The sequence below is a fragment of the Bradyrhizobium sp. ISRA464 genome, from assembly GCF_029910095.1.
Lineage (GTDB): Bacteria > Pseudomonadota > Alphaproteobacteria > Rhizobiales > Xanthobacteraceae > Bradyrhizobium.
Window position 1 is genome coordinate 8,277,768 of record NZ_CP094526.1, and the last position, 21,152, is coordinate 8,298,919.

At 64.6% G+C, this 21,152-nt stretch carries 15 protein-coding genes; 10 read left to right on the top strand and 5 right to left on the bottom strand.

Going from position 1 to position 21,152, the window contains the following annotated elements; all coding sequences use genetic code 11:
* Window positions 1-327 precede the first annotated feature (327 nt).
* On the bottom strand, window positions 328-1,938 hold the full coding sequence (locus MTX19_RS38400) for an IS1182 family transposase (RefSeq protein WP_280978673.1): 1,611 nt from the start codon (window positions 1,936-1,938) through the stop codon (window positions 328-330).
* 671 nt (window positions 1,939-2,609) lie between these two features.
* Here MTX19_RS38400 and MTX19_RS38405 point away from each other — a divergent pair.
* The 9 genes from MTX19_RS38405 (at window position 2,610) to MTX19_RS38445 (ending at window position 13,277) form a co-directional block, all read left to right on the top strand.
* Window positions 2,610-3,764: an iron-containing alcohol dehydrogenase gene (locus MTX19_RS38405; RefSeq protein ID WP_280984635.1), complete on the top strand. Its 1,155-nt coding sequence runs from the start codon at window positions 2,610-2,612 to the stop codon at window positions 3,762-3,764.
* A gap of 87 nt (window positions 3,765-3,851) precedes the next feature.
* Window positions 3,852-5,402 carry an AMP-binding protein gene (locus MTX19_RS38410; protein WP_280981801.1) on the top strand — a complete coding sequence of 517 codons (1,551 nt, stop codon included), beginning with the start codon at window positions 3,852-3,854 and terminating at the stop codon, window positions 5,400-5,402.
* 84 nt (window positions 5,403-5,486) lie between these two features.
* A complete protein-coding gene (locus MTX19_RS38415) occupies window positions 5,487-6,224 on the top strand; it encodes a DUF2270 domain-containing protein (protein ID WP_280981802.1) in 738 nt (245 codons plus the stop codon).
* A gap of 130 nt (window positions 6,225-6,354) precedes the next feature.
* Entirely contained in the window at window positions 6,355-7,242 is an 888-nt protein-coding gene (locus MTX19_RS38420) for a TauD/TfdA family dioxygenase (RefSeq protein ID WP_280981803.1), read from the top strand.
* A 346-nt stretch (window positions 7,243-7,588) separates the two neighbouring features.
* Window positions 7,589-9,184, top strand: a complete 1,596-nt coding sequence (locus MTX19_RS38425; RefSeq protein WP_280981804.1) for an ABC transporter substrate-binding protein — start codon at window positions 7,589-7,591, stop codon at window positions 9,182-9,184.
* Window positions 9,185-9,425: 241 nt separating this feature from the next.
* Window positions 9,426-10,373, top strand: a complete 948-nt coding sequence (locus MTX19_RS38430) for an ABC transporter permease (RefSeq protein WP_280981805.1) — start codon at window positions 9,426-9,428, stop codon at window positions 10,371-10,373.
* A gap of 2 nt (window positions 10,374-10,375) precedes the next feature.
* Window positions 10,376-11,269 carry an ABC transporter permease gene (locus tag MTX19_RS38435; RefSeq protein WP_280981806.1) on the top strand — a complete coding sequence of 298 codons (894 nt, stop codon included), beginning with the start codon at window positions 10,376-10,378 and terminating at the stop codon, window positions 11,267-11,269.
* Window positions 11,270-11,280: 11 nt separating this feature from the next.
* Window positions 11,281-12,282, top strand: coding sequence for an ABC transporter ATP-binding protein (locus tag MTX19_RS38440; protein WP_280981807.1), 1,002 nt, complete (start codon window positions 11,281-11,283; stop codon window positions 12,280-12,282).
* Window positions 12,279-13,277 (top strand): dipeptide ABC transporter ATP-binding protein, encoded by a 999-nt coding sequence (locus MTX19_RS38445; RefSeq protein WP_280981808.1) that lies wholly within the window; start codon window positions 12,279-12,281, stop codon window positions 13,275-13,277. Before MTX19_RS38440 ends, MTX19_RS38445 begins: the two co-directional genes overlap by 4 nt.
* 92 nt (window positions 13,278-13,369) lie before the next feature.
* Here the strand turns inward: MTX19_RS38445 and MTX19_RS38450 are convergent, their stop codons facing one another.
* The 4 genes from MTX19_RS38450 to MTX19_RS38465 all read right to left on the bottom strand — a co-directional run bounded on the left by MTX19_RS38450 (window position 13,370) and on the right by MTX19_RS38465 (window position 19,627).
* Window positions 13,370-15,358 carry an acetyl-CoA carboxylase biotin carboxylase subunit gene (locus MTX19_RS38450; RefSeq protein WP_280985760.1) on the bottom strand — a complete coding sequence of 663 codons (1,989 nt, stop codon included), beginning with the start codon at window positions 15,356-15,358 and terminating at the stop codon, window positions 13,370-13,372.
* On the bottom strand, window positions 15,355-16,971 hold the full coding sequence (locus MTX19_RS38455) for an acyl-CoA carboxylase subunit beta (RefSeq protein WP_280981809.1): 1,617 nt from the start codon (window positions 16,969-16,971) through the stop codon (window positions 15,355-15,357). The genes MTX19_RS38450 and MTX19_RS38455 overlap by 4 nt, the downstream gene beginning before the upstream one ends.
* Window positions 16,971-18,569: an AMP-binding protein gene (locus tag MTX19_RS38460; protein ID WP_280981810.1), complete on the bottom strand. Its 1,599-nt coding sequence runs from the start codon at window positions 18,567-18,569 to the stop codon at window positions 16,971-16,973. Before MTX19_RS38460 ends, MTX19_RS38455 begins: the two co-directional genes overlap by 1 nt.
* 191 nt (window positions 18,570-18,760) lie before the next feature.
* On the bottom strand, window positions 18,761-19,627 hold the full coding sequence (locus tag MTX19_RS38465; RefSeq protein ID WP_280981811.1) for a 3-keto-5-aminohexanoate cleavage protein: 867 nt from the start codon (window positions 19,625-19,627) through the stop codon (window positions 18,761-18,763).
* Between the two features lie 217 nt (window positions 19,628-19,844).
* On the opposite strand from MTX19_RS38465, the gene MTX19_RS38470 reads away from it, so the two are divergent.
* The gene (locus tag MTX19_RS38470) at window positions 19,845-21,068 is read left to right on the top strand and encodes an ABC transporter substrate-binding protein (RefSeq protein WP_280981812.1); all 1,224 of its coding nucleotides are present in this window, start codon (window positions 19,845-19,847) and stop codon (window positions 21,066-21,068) included.
* The last annotated feature ends 84 nt before the right edge of the window (window positions 21,069-21,152 follow it).

Here is a 21,152-nt window from a genome sequence, read left to right on the forward strand (position 1 = left end):
CGATCAAGTAAAATAGTTTCGCATTCTGAAAGCCTTGCGACGGCGATACCGCGTCGGTGGGCAGCCGAAAGGTAAGAACGGCTGGCGTATCGGGCCTGTGCGCTCAGGCAAGCTGTCAAACTGCTCCGCAGCGGGACAATCAGAAGGCGAGTGGGTGACATCCAATTGTCACATCGCGGTGAAAATCCAACAATTGCGATGCTCGACCTCCCGCTGTACAGCGCCATCAAAGTTACTTTTGCGCCAGCACCTGCTGCTGCTTCCTGTTGCAGGCCCAGGTCTAGCTCGCGACGCAAACGACCCGACGAGACTGGGCAAGAATGGCAACTAAGGGGCTGGGGCGGCTCGGAAAGCACTGACGACGAGCGACAGCGAGATTTTGGCGCGGAAGGGCCGCAAAGCAAGCCGAATGGCGCGCAGAGTGGCCGCAAGGAGGTTTGCGCCGGCAATGCGCGTCTTTTCTGCAAGGTACGCGACGAAGCGGTCGAAGCCGAGAATGCTGAGCACGCGGGTGAAGTTGTAGCAAAGCGCCATCAGGCTCCATTCGCCGCGGACCTTGTCGAAGCCGCGCACGAGAAAGTGCTGATAGCCGGCGCGGCATTTGAGTGTTCCGAAAGGGTGCTCGACGATGGCGGAACGGCGGCGCATCAATGTGGCAGCCTCGGCGCTTTGCATCCTCATGCGGTGACGTTCGAGAACGTCCTCGTGTTCCCAGCGCGCGATGCTCCGGTAAGGCGCCTTCGGGGCAAGACACCGCGCGCTCAGGGGACATGCTGCGCAGGCCGCCTTGCGCGCCAGGTAGCGGATCTCGATGCGGCCGCTCGTGTTCGTCCAGCGCCCTTCCGTCGGGCGCAGCAGCTCGCCGGCCGGGCAACGGTAGGCATCGGCGTTCGCATCGTAACTGAAGTCCTTGCGGCTGAGGCGGCCTTCCTTGAGCTTGCCATTGCCCTCGTGCAGCGGCACATAGGCAACAATGCCGTCATCCTCGCAGGCCTTCAGGTCCTCGCTGGTGGAATAGCCGGCATCGGCCGCCACCTGCAGAGTCTCGACGTCGAGGGCCTCTTTTGCCGCCTTTGCCATCTCATGAAGATGGCCCGCGTCGTTGCGGTTGACGACCTCGCTGGCAACGATGAGCGTGTGCTTGTCGTCAACGACGCTCTGCACGTTGTAACCCGCAATGGTCTGGTCGCCCTTGCTCAGAAGCCTTGCGTCGGGATCGGTCTTCGAGAGTTGCCCCTTGTCGCTTGTCTCCAGGTTCTTGAGGTCGGCTTGCGCGCGCTCGCGCCGGGCCATCAGCTCCTTCACCTTCTCGCCGACATCGCCGCTGCCCTTGCTGCCATCTCCCGGACCGGCACATCGCTTGGCTTCCTCGGCATCGTTGGCTTCAAGGGCCTTGCCATAAGCCTCGATCTCCTTGTCCAACGCGGCGATCTGTTTGGCCAGCTTCCCTTGCGTGAAGATGCTGCCCTTGCTGGCGTTACCATGGAATAGCGCCCCGTCGATCGCAACGAAGGTCCCACCGATCAGGCCGAGGTCGCGCAGGAGCAGCACGAAACTGCGGTTCGCGGCCTTGAGCGCCGCCCAGTTCTCCTTGCGGAAGTTGGCGATCGTCCGATAGCCCGGCTTCATGTTCTTCAACAGCCAGATCAGCTCCAGATTGCGGCAGGCCTCCCGCTCCAACCGCCGCGACGACCTGATCTGGTTGATGTAGCCGTAAAGGTAGAGCTTCAGCAGATCGGCCGGATCGTAGGGCGGCTGCCCCACTTCGTCCGCGGCACGATCCGCATGGCGGAAGCCGAGCTTTGAAAGGTCGAGCGCGCCAACGAAACTGTCGATCGCCCGCACCGGATTCTGCTGTCCGACATAGTCCTCAATCCGGGGAGGAAGAAGACTGGGTTGCTCCCGGCTGTCGCCGGCCTTGAACGTCCGATTCGCCATGCGCCGAATCGTACATCAACTCCAAAAAATGCCGAGTTCTTGCCCAGCCTCGACGGGCAAATCAGTCAGAAACCTGTCAAGACCTAGCGCGAGAAATATTTCCGTTTTCCAGAAATACAACTCAGTCTATGATCCACCCGTCTCACCCGCTTGAGGGGCGCTTCGCGATCGTCACGAGTGTTGGGTTGGGATGCGGTGGACGCCTCACGTGCAACTGACGAGTGCGCATGAGGCGGACGGCGAAGTCGTGCAGGCCTGACGCCCTAGTGGCAGGTGTCTCATCCGCAAGGGGCAAGATCTCTCGCTGATGACGGTGACAACAAAGCCCAGTCTCGCCGGGGAGAGCACGTATAAGCCGTAAACCATCGCGCAGGGAAAGCCGGAGTGTTCTCCGGTCTCACCTGTGGTCCTACCCCGGTGCTTTTTTTGTTGCACCGGGCCCATGGGTGCGATCGGCACCCGGCTTTCCCTGCGCCCTCTGCTCATCAGGAGGGACAAGTAAACGCAAGACTCGGACGCATCGCGCCGCGAGAATGCGGATTCGTGAGTCACGGGGAACAGCGCGAGCCCACCACGCCCCGCAGCAGTCCCTGATGACGATCGCAATTTCCTCCGCTAACCTGCCGCCAACAGCCGCCGGCAAGGGCGGCGCATCGAGGGAGGACAGGCGCGTGCATCGAGGCCGTGTCGTATTTGGCGCCATGGACGAGGTGGTCTTCGGGCGCCCGGCCCGTGAGGCGATCGTCGAGCAGTTGGACCGGCTTGGCGCGCAGCGCGCCTTCCTGATGGTGTCGGGCACGCTGAACCGCGAAACCGACGAGATCGAGAAGATCCGGAACGCGCTGGGATCGCGCTGCGTCGGCGTCTTCGACAAGATGCCGGCGCACACGCCGCGCGCCGCCGTGATCGCAGCGACCGGGCAGGCCCGCGCCGCGAAGGCCGACCTGATCGTCACCGTCGGCGGCGGCTCGATCACCGATGGCGCCAAGGCCGTGCAGCTTTGCCTCGCCAACAACGTCACCACATCGGACGGCATCGACAAAATCCGCACCCGCGGCGGCGTTTCGCCCAAGATGAAGGCGCCGACCGTGCGGCAGATCAGCGTGCCGACGACGCTCGCCGGCGGCGAATTCTCCTCGATCGCCGGCGTCACCAACGAGGCCAAGCGGCAAAAGGAGATGCTGCGCCATCCGCTGGTGATGCCGCGCGCCACCATCCTCGATCCGGAACTGTCGGTGCACACGCCGGACTGGCTGTTCCTGTCGACCGGCATCCGGGCCGTCGACCATTGCGTCGAAGGCATCTGCTCGCGCGAGGCGCATCCTTACGGCGATGCGCAGGCGATCAAGGGCCTCGAGATGCTGGCCCAGGGCCTGCCCCGCGTGAAGGCTGATCCGAAGGACATCGACGCGCGGATGGACTGCCAGATCGGCACCTGGCTCTCGACCGGCCCGCTCGCCTCCGGCGTGCCGATGGGCGCGAGCCACGGCATCGGCTACGTGCTCGGCGCCGAGCATGATGTCCCGCACGGCTACACGTCATGCGTGATGCTGCCGGCGGTGATGCGCTGGAACAAGCGCGACAACGCCGATCGCCAGGCGCTGGTCGCAGCCGCCATGGGCCATCCGGGCGAGGACGCCGGCGACGTGCTCGACCGATTCATCCGCGACCTCGGCATGCCGCGCAGCCTGCGTGAGGTGCATGTCGGCCCCGAACATTTCGACCGCATCGCCGCGCAGGCAATGCGGACACCCTGGGTGCCGCGCAATCCGCGCAGGATCGATGATGCGTGCCAGGTCCGCGAGATTCTGGTGATGGCCGCCTAGAGCGTTTTCAAGCGAAGTGGATACCGGTTCGCGTGAAGAAAACGCGTCAAAACAAGAATCTAGAGCACGACGGGGGAACGGAGTTCGATGTACACCGGCAAGCATGCTTACCTGCGCCCGCTGCAACCCGCCTTCATCATGGCCGGGACCGGCGAGACCGTCACCTATCGCGAGCTGGAGGCGCGTAGCAACCGCCTCGCACACCTGTTCCGCAACCGCGGCTTGAGGCGGCTCGATCACTACTCGATCTTCATGGAGAACAACAACCGCTACCTCGAGGCCTGCGGCGCGGGCGAGCGGTCCGGCCTGTACTTCACCTGCGTCAACTCCTTCCTCACCGCCGGCGAGCTCGCCTACATCCTCACCAACAGCCGATCGCGCATCCTCATCACCTCGAAGCTGAAGCTCGACATCGCGCGCGAGGCGCTGAAGGAATGTCCGCACGTCGAGTTCTGCATCGTCGTCGACGGGCCGAGCGAAAGCGATCGCATCGTCAGCTTGCAGGAGGCCACGGCCGGCCTGCCGATCACCCCGATCGCGGACGAATATGCGGGAACGGCGATGCTCTATTCCTCCGGCACCACCGGCCGGCCGAAGGGTATCCTGCGGCCGCTGCCTGAGCAGCCGCCGTCGCAGAATCTGCCGCTGTTCGATTTCCTGATCAAGCTCTGGCACTATCGCGAAGGCATGGTCTATCTGTCGCCGGCGCCGCTCTATCACTCGGCGCCGCAGGCCGCGGTCAATCTCACCATCCGCATGGGCGGCACCGCCGTCATCATGGAGAGCTTCGATCCGGAGCGTTACCTCGAGCTGGTCGAGACATGGGGCATCACCCACAGCCAGCTCGTGCCGACCATGTTCTCGCGGATGCTGAAACTGCCCGAGGAGGTACGTAACAGCTACGACCTGTCGTCGCTGGAGGTCGCGATCCATGCCGCCGCGCCCTGCCCGGCGCTGGTGAAGGACGACATGATCAAATGGTGGGGCCCGATCATCCACGAATATTACGGCGCGACCGAAGGGCTCGGCTTCACCGCCTGCAACAGCGAGGAATGGCTCGCGCATCGCGGCACCGTCGGCAAGGTGCTGCTCGGCGACCTCCATATCCTCGACGAGAACATGAAGCCCTGCCCGAAGGGCACGGCCGGCACCGTGTGGTTCAAGACGGCGACGCCGTTCGAATATTTCAACGATCCCGCCAAGACCGCGGAGGCACGTTCGGCGGACGGCAGCATGAGCACGGTCGGCGACGTCGGCTATGTCGACGACGACAACTTTCTCTATCTCACCGACCGCGCCACCTTCATGATCATCTCGGGAGGGGTGAACATCTATCCGCAGGAATGCGAGAACCTGCTGATCACCCATCCCAAGGTCGCCGACGCCGCCGTGTTCGGCGTGCCCAATGTCGACCTCGGCGAGGAGGTGAAGGCGGTGGTGCAGCCGATCGAGGGGATCGCGCCCGGACCGGACTTGGCGGAGGAGCTGATCGCGTTCTGCGCCAAATCGCTGTCGCGGCAGAAAGTGCCGCGCTCGGTCGATTTCGAGGCCGAGCTGCCGCGGCTGCCGACCGGCAAGCTCTACAAGCGTCTGCTGCGCGACCGCTACTGGGGCAACAAGACCTCGCGGATCGTGTGACCGGGGCGACGCGGCGAGCCGGACCGATGCAATCGGCGATGCCACAGCGCGCAACGGACTGGCCCGTCGCGCGCATTTCGCGCTATGGTCTGCAATCGCAAGCCAGCTTCGCCGGAGGCCGCCATGCCGTCGCCCCAGCCGCGCGAGCCGGAGCCGTTACAGGCCGGAAGGCTCGAATTCACTGCCGCCGAGATCGGTGCGCTCGCCCACCTCTATCGCGGCGAGGTCTACCGCAGCACGGTCTGGCGCACCCGCCTCGACAGCTCGACCAACTGGGCGGTGGTCACCACCGGCATCGCGCTGTCGGCGACCTACAGCAGCGCGGAGGCGTCACCCTTGCCGATGGTGCTGGTCGGCCTGCTGGTCACCGTCTTCCTGCTGTTCGAGGCGCGCCGCTACCGCTACTTCAACGTCTGGCGCGCCCGTGCTCGGTTGCTCGAGACGGATTTCTACGCGCCCATGATCCGCGGCGAGGGTCCCTCGCCGAACTCGACCTGGACCGAACTGCTGGCCAACGACTACCGCAATCCCAGGTACCACATCAGCTATGCCCGCGCGATCGGCCGGCGGCTGCGACGGACCTATGGCTGGATCCTTGCGATCCAGGCCATCGCCTATTACGGCAAGCTGGCGATCCACCCTTTGCCGCTCACCGCGATAAGCGAGATCTGGGATCGCGCCTCGATCGGTCCGATTCCCGGAACCATGGTCGTGCTGGCCGGTATTGCGTTCCATTCCAGCTGGGCACTGTTCGCATTCATCACCCATCGCATCGAGGTCGCCGACCGGCGCAAGCGGCACGATTTGATCGCGATGGGCTGAGGCGCCGGGCGGAGCCTCTTGCCCGCCGCAACGCAATGCCTGCTGCAAGCCAGACCCGACCGGCGCGCGCATTGCCGACCCTCCGCCTTTCCCCTAGGCTCGCCATAACAACAAAAGGGAGGATGTGCCGATGGACGTGATCCCTCTGGAGTCCGGCTTCGGCGCCGAACTGCGCGGCGTTACGCTCGCCGATGTCGCAAGCAGTGATGCCGCTTATGCGGCGGTGCGCGCGGCGTTCGAGGAACACTCGGTGCTGGTGTTCCGCGGCCAGGAGGTCACTGACGACATCCAGCTCGCCTTCTCCCGCCGCTTCGGCCCGCCCGAGGTGACCAAGGTCGGCTCGATGGGCACCGGCTCGCACTTCGTGATCCTCTCGACCTTCGGTCCCGACGGCAAGGTGGTGCCGGCGGATCACCGGCAACAGCTGCGCGCCAAGGCCAACCAGCTCTGGCACACCGACTCCTCCTTCAAGCGCGTGCCGGCGCTGACCTCGATCCTGTCGGCGCGCATCATTCCCGAGCATGGCGGCGAGACCGAATTCGTCTCCACCCGGCTGGCGTTCGAGCGGCTAGACAAGGACCTCGCAAAGCGGCTGGAAAATTCCTTCGCCTGGCATTCCTATGCGCATTCGCGCGGCAAGGTGGCGGCGGGGCTGGCAACATCGGAGGAGGTGGACGCGCTGCCGCCGGTGTGCTGGCGCATGGTCTGGCGCAACCCCGTCAATGGCCGCGGCGCACTCTATCTCGCGTCCCATGCCTATGGCGTCGAGGGCATGGACGCCGAAGCGGGCAAGGCGCTGATCGAGCAGTTGACGGAAGCCGCGACCGCGCCCGGTGTCAGCTATCTGCATCAATGGAAGCAGGGCGACGTCGTGATGTGGGACAATCGCGCCACCATGCATCGCGGCCGTCCGTGGCCGGCGCATGAGGGCCGGCTGATGATCCGCACCACGATCTCGGCGACCAACGCGGACGGCGTGCCCGGCATGCGCCTGCCGACGTCGCAGGCGGCGGAGTGAAGAGATGCAGCTTCCCCGTCATCCCCGCGCAACGGGGATGACGGGGAAAGTTGGGAGTTCGCTGGATGGTCCATATCGGCGACAAACTGTCGCTGATCGCAAGCGGCATTATTCAATGGGCCGCGACGCTCTGCATGGGAACTGAGAGGAGAATCGTCGCTGCATAGCAAAACAAGCTGCAAAACACGGTGCATCGGCACCAACAATTCCGATCCATGGAAATTTTAATGTCAGGGCGTCATCCGAATTGCCAATCCCCACGCGACCCTCGCCGGTTGCCCGACAGCCTCACCATGGTATCGTCAATGCCAATCGGCCATTGAGACCGAAATTTGTGGAGGGGACCATGCGGAGCGTGCAAACGCTGGCCGTCGCGGTGTTGTCTGTTCTGGCAATCAGCGGCGTTTCACACGCCGGCGAGCCGAAATCGGGCGGCATTCTCAGGATTTATCATCGCGACAGCCCCGGCAGCGCCTCGATCCACGAGGGCGCGACCTACTCGATCAACGTGCCGTTCATGCCGATCTTCAACAATCTCGTCATCTTCGATCAGCACATCGCGCAGAACAGCGTCGCCACCATCCGGCCCGAACTCGCCGAGAGCTGGGCCTGGAGCGCCGACAACAAGACGCTGACCTTCAAGCTGCGCAAGGATGTGAAGTGGCACGACGGCAAGCCGTTCACCTCGGCCGACGTCAAATGCACCTTCGACATGCTGATGGGCAAGTCGCCGCAGAAGTTCCGGCAGAACCCGCGCAAGACCTGGTACCAGCAGGTCAACGACGTCACCACCAACGGCGACTATGAGGCCTCGTTCAACCTGAAGCGGCCGCAGCCGGCGCTGCTGTCGCTGCTCGCCTCCGGCTACACGCCGATCTATCCCTGCCACGTCTCTCCGGCGGAGATGCGGACCAAGCCGATCGGCACCGGTCCCTTCAAGTTCGTCGAGTTCAAGGCCAACGAATCGATCAAGCTCGTCAAGAACCCGGATTACTTCAAGAAGGGCCTGCCCTATCTCGACGGCATCGAGTTCACCATCATTCCGAACCGCTCGACCGCGATTCTCGGCTTCGTCTCCGGCAGGTTCGACATGACCTTTCCGACCGAAGTGTCGATCCCGCTGCTGAAGGACGTCAAGTCGCAGGATCCCAAAGCGGTGTGTGTCGTGGAACCGAACAACGTCTCCACCAACATCATCGTCAACTCGAGCGCGCCGCCGTTCGACAATATCGACATCCGCCGCGCGCTGGCGCTGGCGCTCGACCGCAAGGCCTTCATCCAGATCATGTTCGAGGGTCAGGGGGATATCGGCGGCACCATGGAGCCGGCCCCGGCAGGGCTGTGGGCGATGCCGAAGGACATGCTGGAGTCGATTCCCGGCTACGGCCCCGACGTCGAGAAGAACCGCGAGGAAGCGCGCAAGCTAATGCAGAAGGCGGGCTATGGCCCCGACAAGCACCTGCAGATCAAGGTATCGACGCGCAACATCGCGGTCTATCGCGATCCCGCCATCATCCTGATCGACCAGCTCAAGAGCATCTATATCGACGCCGAACTCGACGTCGTCGACACCGCGCAGTGGTTCCCGAAGGTCGCGCGCAAGGATTACTCGCTCGGGCTCAATCTGACCGGCAATGCCGTCGACGACCCCGATCAATCCTTCTACGAGAACTATGCCTGCGGCTCGGAGCGGAACTACACCAACTACTGCAACAAGGACATCGAGAAGCTGTTCGACCAGCAGTCGGCCGAGACCGATATCAACAAGCGCAAGAAACTGGTCTGGGAGATCGACAAGAAGCTGCAGGAGGACGTCGCGCGTCCGATCATCTTCCACGCGCGGACCGGCACCTGCTGGCAGCCTTACGTGAAGAATATCACGATCATGTCCAACAGCTCCTATAACGGCTATCGTTACGAAGACGTCTGGCTGGACAAGTGAGCGAAGGCACAGATGAGATGAGAATTGGTCGGCCTGGCGTGCGACATGTTGCACCTCTCCCATTGGGAGAGGTCGCGCCGAAGGAGCGGGTGAGGGGTTACACTCGACGGTGGAAGCTGCGGCCCCTCACCCGGCGCTTCGCGCCGACCTCTCCCCGCTGGGGAGAGGTGGAGACCTCGTTCGTATCAATTCAAGCAAATATCATCCTGTAACGTGTCGGCGACGAAAGGAGAGAGCCAGGGTGTTTGCCTATATCGTCCGACGCCTGTTCCTGATGCTCGTGACCCTGTTCGGGATCTCGGTCATCATCTTCGTGCTGCTGCGGGTGGTGCCCGGTAACATCGTCGACATCCTGTTCGACGCCGCGGGCTTCGTCGATCCGGCCGACAAGGCGAGTATCGAGCGGGAGCTCGGCCTGAGCCAGCCGATCGTGATCCAGTATCTGCACTGGATCGGCGGCCTGCTGCACGGCGATCTCGGTTATTCCTATGTCTCGGAAAAGCCCGCGCTGGAGGAGATCCTGCCGCGGATCCCGATCACGGCGCGGCTGGCCGGGTTGGCGCTGTTGTTCTCGGCGGCGATCGGCATCCCGCTCGGCGTCATCAGCGCCGTGCACCAGGGCTCGCGGCTCGACTATGTGCTGCGCGTCGTCAGCCTGAGCGGCCTGTCGCTGCCGGCGTTCTGGCTCGGCCTGTTGATCCTGATGGCGTCGGTCTCGATGTTCGGCACCATGCCGATCTTCAATCCGAATCCGAAGACCTGGCTCGAGGCGTTCACCATCTATGCCGTGCCGGCGATGGCGGTCGGCTTCCGCAGCGCAGCGCTGACCATGCGCATCACGCGATCCTCGATGCTGGAGATTTTGCGCCAGGACTACATCCGCACCGCGCGCGCCAAGGGCGCCTCGGAAGCTTCCGTCAACTACCATCACGCACTGAAGAACGCGGTGCTGCCGGTCATCACCGTGATCGGCATCGAGGCCGCGTTCCTGATCGGCGGCCTGATCGTCACCGAAACCGTATTCAACATCCCCGGCATCGCCCGCTTCCTGGTCGAGGCGCTGCGGTGGCGGGACTATCCGATCGTGCAGAACCTCGTGATGTTCATCGCTGTGGTCGTGGTGGTGGTGAATTTCATCGTCGACATGCTCTATGCCGCGATCGACCCGCGCATCCGGTTCGGAGACTAGCCGTGGCGACGATCAACTTCGAAGCCGAACTGCGACGCGCCGGGGCCAACGCCACCGGCGGCTGGCGCCGGCTCGCCTTCCTCGCCCAGCGCTACATGCTCGGCACGATCGGTCTCGCCATCATGCTGATGTTCGTGTGGATGGCGCTCTTCGCCGACGTCATCTCCCGCTACGATCCGCTCAGCGTCGATTCCGCCCACCGCCTCGCTTCGCCCTCCGCGCTGCATTGGTTCGGCACCGATTCCTTCGGCCGCGACGTCTGGAGCCGGATCATCCACGGCGCGCGGATCTCGCTTGCGGTCGGCATCGGCTCCACGGCGCTGGGCGCGTCGCTCGGCGTCATCGTCGGTCTCGCCTCCGGCTATCTGTCTGGCTGGGTCGATCTCGTGTTCCAGCGCGTCACTGACATCCTGCAATCGCTGCCGCTCCTGGTGCTTGCGTTGGTGATGACCGCAGCGCTCGGCCCGTCGTTGCCAAACGTGATCCTGGCGATCGCGATCCCGCTGATTCCCACCGTCGCCCGCGTGATCCGCGCGAACACACTGGCGCTGCGCGAGCAGCCCTTCGTCGAGGCCGCCAAGTCGATCGGCATGAGCGAGATGCGAATCGCGCTGCGCCACGTGCTGCCGAACACCATCGCTCCGCTGATCGTGCTCGCCACCGCCCAGCTCGGATCGACCATTCTCACCGAGGCGTCGCTGTCGTTCCTCGGGCTCGGCATTCCCGAACCCTATCCGTCCTGGGGCCGCATGCTGTCGGAATCCGCCGCCGAATATGTCCGCACCGCGCCGTGGCTCGTGATTTTCCCCGGCATTGCGATCAGCCTCGCGGTGTTCGGCACCAATCTGTTCGGCGATGCGCTGCGCGACATCCTCGATCCAAGGCAGCGCGGCTGATGAGCGAGCCAATGGCGGCAGAGACGGTTCTCGAGGTAAAGAACCTGCAGACGGTATTCTTCACGAATTCCGGGCTGTTCCGCGCGGTCGACGACGTCTCGTTTTCGGTCCGCCGCGGCGAGACGCTGGCGATCGTCGGCGAATCCGGCTGCGGCAAGAGCGTCAGCGCGCTGTCGATCATGCGCCTGGTGCCCGACCCGCCCGGCCGCATCATCGGCGGCTCGGTGACGCTGGAAGGCACCGACCTCTTGACCATCGACGAGGCCGCGATGCGCGACGTCAGGGGCAATCGCATCTCCATGATCTTCCAGGAGCCGATGACCTCGCTCAATCCGGTGATGCGGATCGGCGACCAGATCATCGAGGCCGTGCGCTTGCACCAGAAGGTCAGCAGCAAGGAAGCCTGGAAGCAGGCAGTCGACATGCTGCGGCTGGTACGCATCCCCGAGCCGGAGCGCCGCGCGCAGGAATATCCTCACCAGCTCTCGGGCGGCATGCGCCAACGCGCAATGATCGCGATGGCGCTCGCCTGCCGGCCGGCGCTGCTGATCGCGGACGAGCCGACCACCGCGCTCGACGTCACCATCCAGGCGCAGATCCTCGCCCTGATCGTCGACTTGCAGAAGCGGCTCGGCACCGGCTTGATCCTGATCACCCATGATCTCGGCGTCGTCGCGCAGACCGCGCAGCGCGTGATCGTGATGTATGCCGGCAAGAAGGTCGAGGAAGCGACCGTCGAGGCGCTGTTCGAGACTCCGCTGCATCCCTATACACGCGGACTGATGGCCTCGATCCCCGCGGTGCCCTCGTCCGACGCCAAGGCCGACGCGCGGCTGGTCGAAATCCCCGGCATGGTCCCGTCACTGACCAAGCTGCCGCCCGGCTGCGCTTTCGCGCCGCGCTGCAAGCTCGCGGTCGACCGTTGCCGCCAGGCCTATCCGCCGCTCGAGGAGGTCCGACCGAATCACTGGGCGGCGTGCTGGCGCGCCGACGAGATGGAGGAGGCGTCATGACCGAGCAGCGTCCGCTCCTGGAAGTCACCGACCTCATCAAGCACTACGCGGTGCGCGGCGGCGTCTTGCGCCGGCAGGTCGGCACCGTGCATGCGGTCGACGGCGTCAGCTTCTCGCTTGGCACGGGCGAGACGCTCGGCCTGGTCGGCGAATCCGGCTGCGGCAAGTCGACCGTGGCGCGCACGGTGCTGCGGCTGGTCGAGCCGACGAGCGGCGCGATCAAGCTCGATGGCGAGGACATCGCGCCGCTCAGCAAGACTGCGCTGCGGCCCTATCGCCGCTCGATGCAGATCGTGTTCCAGGATCCGTTTGCTTCCCTCAACCCGCGCATGACGGCGGGCGACATCGTCGGCGAGCCCTTGACCGTGCACGGCCTCGCGACAGGAAAGAAAAAGCAGGACCGCGTCGCGGAATTGTTCCAGCAGGTGGGCCTCAGGCCCGACCAGATGAAGAACTTTCCGCATCAGTTCTCCGGTGGCCAGCGCCAGCGCATCTGCATCGCGCGGGCGCTCTCGCTCGGTCCGCGCCTGATCGTCTGCGACGAACCGGTCTCGGCGCTCGACGTCTCGATCCAGGCGCAGGTGATCAATTTGTTGATCGACCTGCAGCGCAAGCAGAACTTCTCCTATCTCTTCATCGCGCACGACCTCGCGGTCGTCGCACATATCAGCCATCGCGTCGCGGTGATGTATCTCGGCCGCATCGTCGAGATCGCCGACAAGCACGAGCTGTTCGCCAACCCGCGCCATCCCTACACCCAGGCGCTGCTCGCCTCGGTGCCGATCGCCGATCCCAAGGCCAAACGGCTGGCACCCATGATCGACGGCGACGTGCCGAGCCCGATCAATCCGCCCTCCGGCTGCGCCTTCCACACCCGCTGCCGCTTCGCCATCGACCGCTGCAAAACCGAGCGTCCGGCGTTGAAGGAAGCCGACACCGGCCACCAGGTGGCGTGCTGGCTGAATGACGGGACGGGACGTAAAGATAGTCAGTGACCGTCATTGCGAGCGAAGCGAAGCAATCCATCGTGCGGCATATGCGGAGCCTTGAATTGCTTCGTCGCTATCGCTCCTCGCAATGACGCTATTTAGGCCGCTTGCTTGTCCGCCTCTATCTCCACCACAATCTTACCCGTCGTCACCTGCTCGCCCTCGGCGACATCGATCGACGACACCGTGCCCGCAACACTAGCGGTGTGCACATGCTCCATCTTCATCGCCTCCAGCGTCATCACCGGCTGGCCGGCCGCGACTGTGTCGCCGGCCTTCACCAGCACCGAAACGACACGGCCGTTCATGGCGGCGCGGACCTTGCCGTCGCCGCCAGCGGCCGCAGCACTTTCCGGCGGCGCCAACGTGAGATCGCGGACCGACAGCGTGACGCCGCGATGCAGGACATAGAGCCGATCGCCATCGCGCAGGAACCTTGCCGATTCCATCAACCCGTTGCGGCGATACCGGATGCTGTCCGGCCCGAGCTCGTCGATCTCGAGACTGAAGCGGTCGCCATTGCGGGCCGCGACATAGCTGCCGTCGCGCTCGCGCGTGATCTCGACCTCCTGCACGCCATGGCCAAGGTCGATCCGCAAGCGGAGCGGGAATGTCGCAGCGAGCGACCGGCCGCGCTGCCAGGGCGGCGCGTGAGGGTTGGTGACGTAGAGCAGCAGCGCGGCGAGCGCGACGTCGCTGGCCCGGTCGGTCCGCGGCGCCAGCAACACATCGCGGTTCTGAGCGATGAAGGCCGTGGTCGCCTCGCCCCTGGCAAAGACCGGATGGCGCAGGCAATCGATCAGGAAGCCCTGGTTGGTGGTGACGCCGAAAGCCGCGACCTGCTCCAGGGCGCAGATCAGCTTCCCCCGCGCCTCGTCGCGGGTCGCGCCGTGGCTGACGATTTTCGCGATCATCGAATCGTAGAATGGCGGGATCTCCGCACCCGACTGCAGCGCGTGCTCGACGCGAACATCGTCCGGCATCTGCCACAAAGCCATCGTGCCGGATTGCGGCATGAAATCGTGCCCGGCATCCTCCGAACAGAGCCGCACCTCGATGGCGTGGCCGGAGAAGGTGACGTCCTCCTGGCTCAACCCAAGCGGCTCGCCGCGCGCGACCCGGAGCTGCAGCTCGACCAGATCGAGCCCGGTGATCGCCTCGGTGACGGGGTGCTCGACCTGCAGCCGCGTGTTCATCTCCATGAAATAGAAATTGCCGTCGCGGTCGAGCAGGAACTCCAGCGTGCCCGCGCCTTCATAGCCGATCGCCTTCACCGCCTGCACGGCGACCGTGCCCATCCGCGCGCGCAGCTCCGGCGTCACGGCCGGCGACGGCGCTTCCTCGATCAGCTTCTGATGCCGCCGCTGCACCGAGCAGTCACGCTCACCGAGATGGATCGCGTTGCCATAGCGGTCGCCGAACACCTGGATCTCGATATGGCGCGGATCGACGATGGCACGCTCCAGAATCACCGTCGGATCGCCAAACGCACCCTGCGCCTCCGAGCGCGCACTGCGCAGCGCATCCGGAAATGCCGCGGCATTCGTCACCAGCCGCATGCCGCGCCCGCCGCCGCCGGCGACAGCCTTGATCATGACGGGGAAGCCGATCGCGTTGGCTTCCGCCAGCATGACGCCGTCGCTCTGGTCAACACCCTGATAGCCCGGCACGCAGGGCACGCCGGCCTCTCGCATGATCGCCTTGGCGCCGGCTTTGTTGCCCATCGCGCGGATCGCCTCCGGCGACGGGCCGATAAACACGAGCCCGGCGTCGCGGCAGGCCTGCGCGAAATCCTCATTCTCGGCGAGGAAGCCGTAACCCGGATGCACGGCGCTGGCGCCACTCGCCTTCGCTGCGGCGATGATCGCATCGATCTTCAGATAGGACTGCGCCGGCAACGCTTCGCCGATCTGCACCGCCTGGTCGGCCTCGCGCACATGCAGGGCATCGCGATCGGCATCGGAATAGACCGCGACCACGCCGTAGCCGAGCCGTCGCGCGGTGCGCATGATGCGCAGCGCGATCTCGCCGCGATTGGCGATCAGAATCTTGAAGAACGGCGTCCGCTTCACTGCTGCACCGCTCATGGCCGCGCCACCGAGAACTGCATGCGCTGCGGGTTGCGCGCCTCCGCCTCGCGGCAGATCGCCAGCACCTCGGCCAGCACGCTGCGGGTGTCGCGGGGATCGATGACGCCGTCGTCGAGCACGCGCGCGCTGGTCGAGAACACATCCATCTGGCCATCGAACACGCCGGTGATCTGCGCCTTCATCGCGTCAAGCTTCTCCTTCTCGATCGGCTTGCCGCGCCGCGCGGCCGCGGCCTCGGTGACGATCGCCATGGTCTCGGCGGCCTGCTCGCCGCCCATCACGGCGGTCTTGGCGTTGGGCCAGGAGAAGCAGAAGCGCGGATGGAAGCCGCGACCGCACATGCCGTAATTGCCGGCGCCGAAGGAGGCGCCGCAATAGAGCGTGATCTGCGGCACCGTCGCCGAGGTCACCGCCTGGATCATCTTCGAGCCGTGCTTGATCATGCCGGCCTCTTCATAGGCTCGGCCGACCATGTAGCCGGTCGTGTTGTTCATGTAGAGGATCGGCGTCCGCGACTGGCAGCAGGCCTGGATGAAATGCGTCGCCTTGTTGGCGCCGGGCACGTCGAGCGGACCGTTGTTTGTGATGATGCCGATGGCGTGGCCCTCGATACGGGCGTGGCCGCAGACCGTCGCCGGGCCGTAATTGGCGCCGAACTCGGTGAAGTCGGAATCGTCGATGAAGCGCGCGATTGCCTGGCGCATGTCGACGGGGCGCTTGTGGTCCATCGGCATGATGCTGAGCAGCTCCTCTGCGTCGTAGCGCGGCGGCTTGAACGCGGCCTGCGCGGACTGCGGACGGTCCCATGGCAGCTTGGCCATGATGTCGCGCGCGATGCGAAGCGCATCGCGGTCGTCTTCGGCAAGATAGTCGCCGAGGCCCGAGATCGAGGTGTGCATCTCGGCGCCGCCGAGCTCCTCCTCGGTCGCGATCTCGCCGGTGGCGGCCTTGAGCAAGGGCGGCCCGGCCAGGAAGGCCCGGGTGCGGCCGCGCACCATCACGATGTAATCGGACAGGCCGGTCTGATAGGCACCGCCCGCCGTCGAGGAGCCGTGGGTGACGGTGACGACGGGAAGCCCCGCCGCCGACAGCCGCGCCAGATTGCGGAAGATATTGCCGCCGCGGACGAAATCCTCGACGCGGTAACGCAGCAGATTGGCGCCGGCGCTCTCGACCAGCTGCACATAGGGCAGCTTGTTCTCCAGCGCGAGTTCCTGCACCCGCAACGTCTTGTCCAGGCCGTACGGCTGCAGCGCGCCGGCGTCGATGCCGGCATCGTTGGCGCTGACCATGCAGCGGATGCCGGAGACGAAGCCGATGCCGGCGATCAGGCCACCGCCGGGCACGCTCTTGTCGGCATCGGTCACGTCGAACATGTAGCCGGCGAGTGTCGACAGTTCGAGGAAGGGCGAGCCGGGGTCGAGCACCAGCGCGACGCGCTCGCGCGGCAAGAGTTGCCCGCGGCTGTGGAAGCGGTCCTTCGCAGCCGCCGAAGCGGCACGGGTGCGCTCCTCCAGCGCGCGCATCCGCGCGATCAACGCAAGCATGCCGTCGCGGTTGGCCTGGAAGGCCGCGCCGCCGGTTGCGATGGTGTTCTCGATGGTAGCCACTAGGCGCGCTCCGAAAAATACTCGCTGTACTTCTGCCGCAGTTCGACCTTGCGCAGCTTGCCGGTCGCGGTCATCGGCATCTCCTCGAGGATACGCACCAGCTTCGGCACCTGGAAGCCGCCGAGATGCTTGCGACAATGCGCCTCGATCCCGGCTTCGTCGGCCACCGCGCCCGGCTTCAGCTTGACGAAGGCCGAGACCGCCTCGCCCCATTGCGGATGCGGCAGGCCGACCACGGCGGCGTTCTGCACGGCGGGATGAGCCAGCAGCGTCTCCTCGATCTTGACCGACGCGACATTCTCCCCGCCCGACTTGATCATATCCTTCTTGCGGTCGAGGAACAGCACCTCGCCATTCGCGTCGATCAAGGCAAGATCGCCGGTATGATGCCAGCCGAATTTGCGGGCCTCCTCGGTCGCCTTCGGATCCTTGTAGTAGCCCATCATCACATTGGGGCCGCGATGCACCAGTTCGCCGACCTCGCCGCGCGGCAAGAGATTGCCGCTGTCGTCCATGATTGCGGTCTCGTTGACGATCAGCGATTCGCCCCAGTAATTACCGAAACGGTTGAGCTGCACCTCCGGCCGCGACATCGTCGTCGCCGGATACATCTCAGTCTGTCCGCTGGACAGCACGAAGTTCGGGCAGAGATCGGCGATGGCGCGCTCGAGCAGCGGTTTGCCCATCGGCGCCATGGTGTAGATGCAGCAGCGTAGGCCCGAAAGATCATAATCGCGCCGGCGCGGATGGTCGAGGATCGCCTGATACATCAGCGACAGCCCGACGAACACGGTGAGCCTGTCGCGCACGATCGCCTCCATGCAGGCGACGGGGTCGAAGCCGCGCATCAGCGCCATGCGGCCGCCGACCGAAAGATAGCTGAGCAGCAGCACATGGCCGGCGCAATGGAACAACGGGAATTGCCCGGTAATCCCGTCGTCGCGGGAGAGCTGCATCTCGATGCAGTTGCTCATCACGGCCATGACCACGGCGAGATGGCAATGCATCGCGCCCTTCGGCCGCGAGGTCGTGCCCGAGGTGTAGATGATCATCGCGAGATCGCGGTCGTTGATCTCGATCTCGGGCTCGATGTCGGACTGGCCCTGCAGGAGACCTTTGAATTCTTGCAGACCGGTCTTTGCGACGTTGCCGGTCAGGTCGATCGCGATCATCTCCATGCCGCGTGCCTCCAGCGCAGCGCGCCGGTCGGCCTGGGCGTGGAGATTGTCATCGATGATGGTGAAGCGCACCTCGGCATGGCCGAGGATGTAGTCCATGTCCGTCGGACCGAGCATGGTGTTGATCGGCACCCAGACCAGGCCGGCGCGATGGATGCCGAACAGCGCTTTGACGAACTCGACCGAGTTGTTGCAGATGGTCGAGATCTTCTCGCCCGGCTTCAGCCCGCGTTGCACGAGGTAGTTGGCGAACCGGTTGGCGTCACGTTCGAGCTCGGTGAAGGTGACGCGGCGGTCGCCGTCGGTCAGCGCAATGCGATCGGGAAACCGCCGCGCGGCGCGTTTCAGGAGGTCACCGATCGCGACCCGTCCGATGCGGCCTGGCCCGGCGACGCCGCCGGTTGCAGTTAGGTCCTGCATGTGGCTTTTCCTCCAGTTCATCGGCATCGGCGGTGAGCTACCTCTCCCCTCGTAGGAGAGGGTTGCGGTGACGGGGCTCTATCCATGGAGACAGACCCCTCACCCGGCATGCTTCGCATGCCGACCTCTCCCACAAGGGGAGAGGTTGATCGAGTTCGCGGTACTTTCGGGCCCACTCGCGATGCGCCGAGCTAGTGCCTGACCCCGAAAATCTGCCGCGCTTCAGCCGGGCTCGCAATCTGGCGTCCCGCGCGCTTCGCACAGGCCGCGAGCGCCTCGACGAGTTGCCCGTTCGACGTCACCTTGGTGCCGTCGCCGAGATAGAACGTGTCCTCCAGCCCGCTGCGCAGATGACCGCCCAGATCGGCCGCGCGCTGGTGCAGCGGCCAGATCTCGGCACGGCCGATCGCGGTGACCTGCCAATGCGCTTCCGGCGCCTTCAGCTTCAAGAGGATCGGCAAGAGCTCGGGATCGGCCGGCATGCCGGAGGCAACGCCCATTACGAAGTTGTATTCGAGCGGGCCGGAATACATGCCGGTCTGCCGGTACATGCCGACGCAGCGCACGATGCCGACATCGAAGCACTCGAATTCGGGGATCGTGCCGACCTCGTTCATCACAGCGAGATAATCCTGCACCTTCTCGACCGCGTTGTCGAACATCATCGGCGGCCAGGCCCAGGTGTTGTCGGCCTTCACCTTCAGATAGTTCAGTGAGCCGGCGTTGCAGGCGGCGATCTCGGGCCGCGTCTCGCGCACGCAGTTGAGCGCACCCTGATAGTTTGGGCCCGAGGTGCCGGTGGTGTGATTGATGATCACGCCGGGGCAGGCCTCACGAATCGCCTGCTGGATCTCCTTGCTGACACCAACCTCCCACGACGGCAGGTGGCCTTTGTTCGACTCCTGCTGGCGCAGATGGATGTGCATGATGCTGGCGCCGGCGTTGAACGCGGCCTTGGCCTCGCGCGCCATCTCTTCCGGCGTCACCGGAACGTTGTGCTGCTTGGGATCGGTAAGCACGCCGTTCAGCGCGCAGGTGATGACGGCCTTGTCGCTCATGATGTCGCTTTGTCCAGGTTGCAGCGCACTAGCGCTGCTGATTTTCCCATGATGAGAAATTTGTCTCGGCGCCATCTTGCGTTGACTGGCTACCCCGATGCTCTGATGCGGCGACACGTCGCCAGCCGGTCAACACAAGACGGAAAGCAACGCAGCGCGTTAACTTTGCCGCGAGCAAAAGCCCGGCGCGACACGCCGGCATCGCGGGGAGAACGTCATGGTCTCGATCAACCGGCGCACATGGCTCGCAGGCGCGACAGGCGCCGGCCTCACGGCATTCACTGGTCTCCGTCCCTCCTTCGCCGACGACACGCCGGGCGTCACCGCGACCGAGATCAGGATCGGCAGCACGACGTCACTGAGCGGCCCGGTGTCGGCGCTCGGTGTGCAGGCGCGCTGCCAGGAAGCCTATTTCAGGATGCTCAACGAGCAAGGCGGCATCGCCGGCCGCCAGATCAAGTACATCTATTACGACGACGCGTTCAACCCGGCGAAGACGGTCGAGCAGGTGCGACGGCTGATCGAGAGCGACAACGTCGCCTTCCTGTTCAACATGCTCGGCACCGCGCCGAATTCGGCGGTCGTCAAATACATCAACGCCGCAAAGGTCCCGCATCTGTTCCTGTCGGTGAACGGCGACAAATGGGGCGACTACAAGACCTATCCCTGGACCATGGGCTTTGCGCCGAGCGCGCGCACCGAGGCGCAGGTGTTCGCCAAGTATGCGCTGAGCCAGAACAAGAACGCGAAGTTCGCGGTGCTCTACCAGAACGACGATCTGGGCAAGGATTTCGTCGCCGGCACCAAGGACGTGCTGGGCGAGCGGTTCGCAAACCTGGCCGTGGCGGCCTCGCACGAGGTCACCGATCCCACGATCGATTCCCAGATCGTCAGCTTACGCGGTGCCAGTCCCGACGTGCTGATCTCGGGCACGACGGCGAAATTCGCCGCGCAGTCGATCCGCAAGATCCACGAACTCGGCTGGAAGCCGATGCACTTCATCGCCAGCGGCGCCGCCTCGATCTCCTCGACCATCGCGCCGGTCGGCTTCGACAAGGCGCAGGGCACGATCTCGTCGGCCTATGTGAAGGACGTCGCCGATCCGACCTGGGCCAATGACCCCGGCGTGAAGGACTTCGTCGCGTTCATGGCGAGGTACTTTCCCGATGGCAATCCGAAGGAAGGCTATAACCTCTATGCCTACACGGTGGCGCAGGTGCTCAAGATCGTGCTCGAGCAATGCAAGGGCAACTTCAGCCGCAGCAACATCATGGCGCAGGCGAACAACTTGAGGGACATCGAGGTGCCCACGCTATTGCCCGGCATCCGCGTCAACACCAGCCCGACCAACCACCACCCGCTGCGGCAACTTCAGTTGCAGCGGATCGAGGGCGACGGATGGCTGCGGTTCGGCGAGGTGATCGAGGGCGCGAATTTGTAGGTTTGAAAAATGCGAGTAGGCGGCCCTCTTCACCTCTCCCCTTGTGCGAGAGGTCGGATTTTACGCGCTAGCGGAAAATTCGGG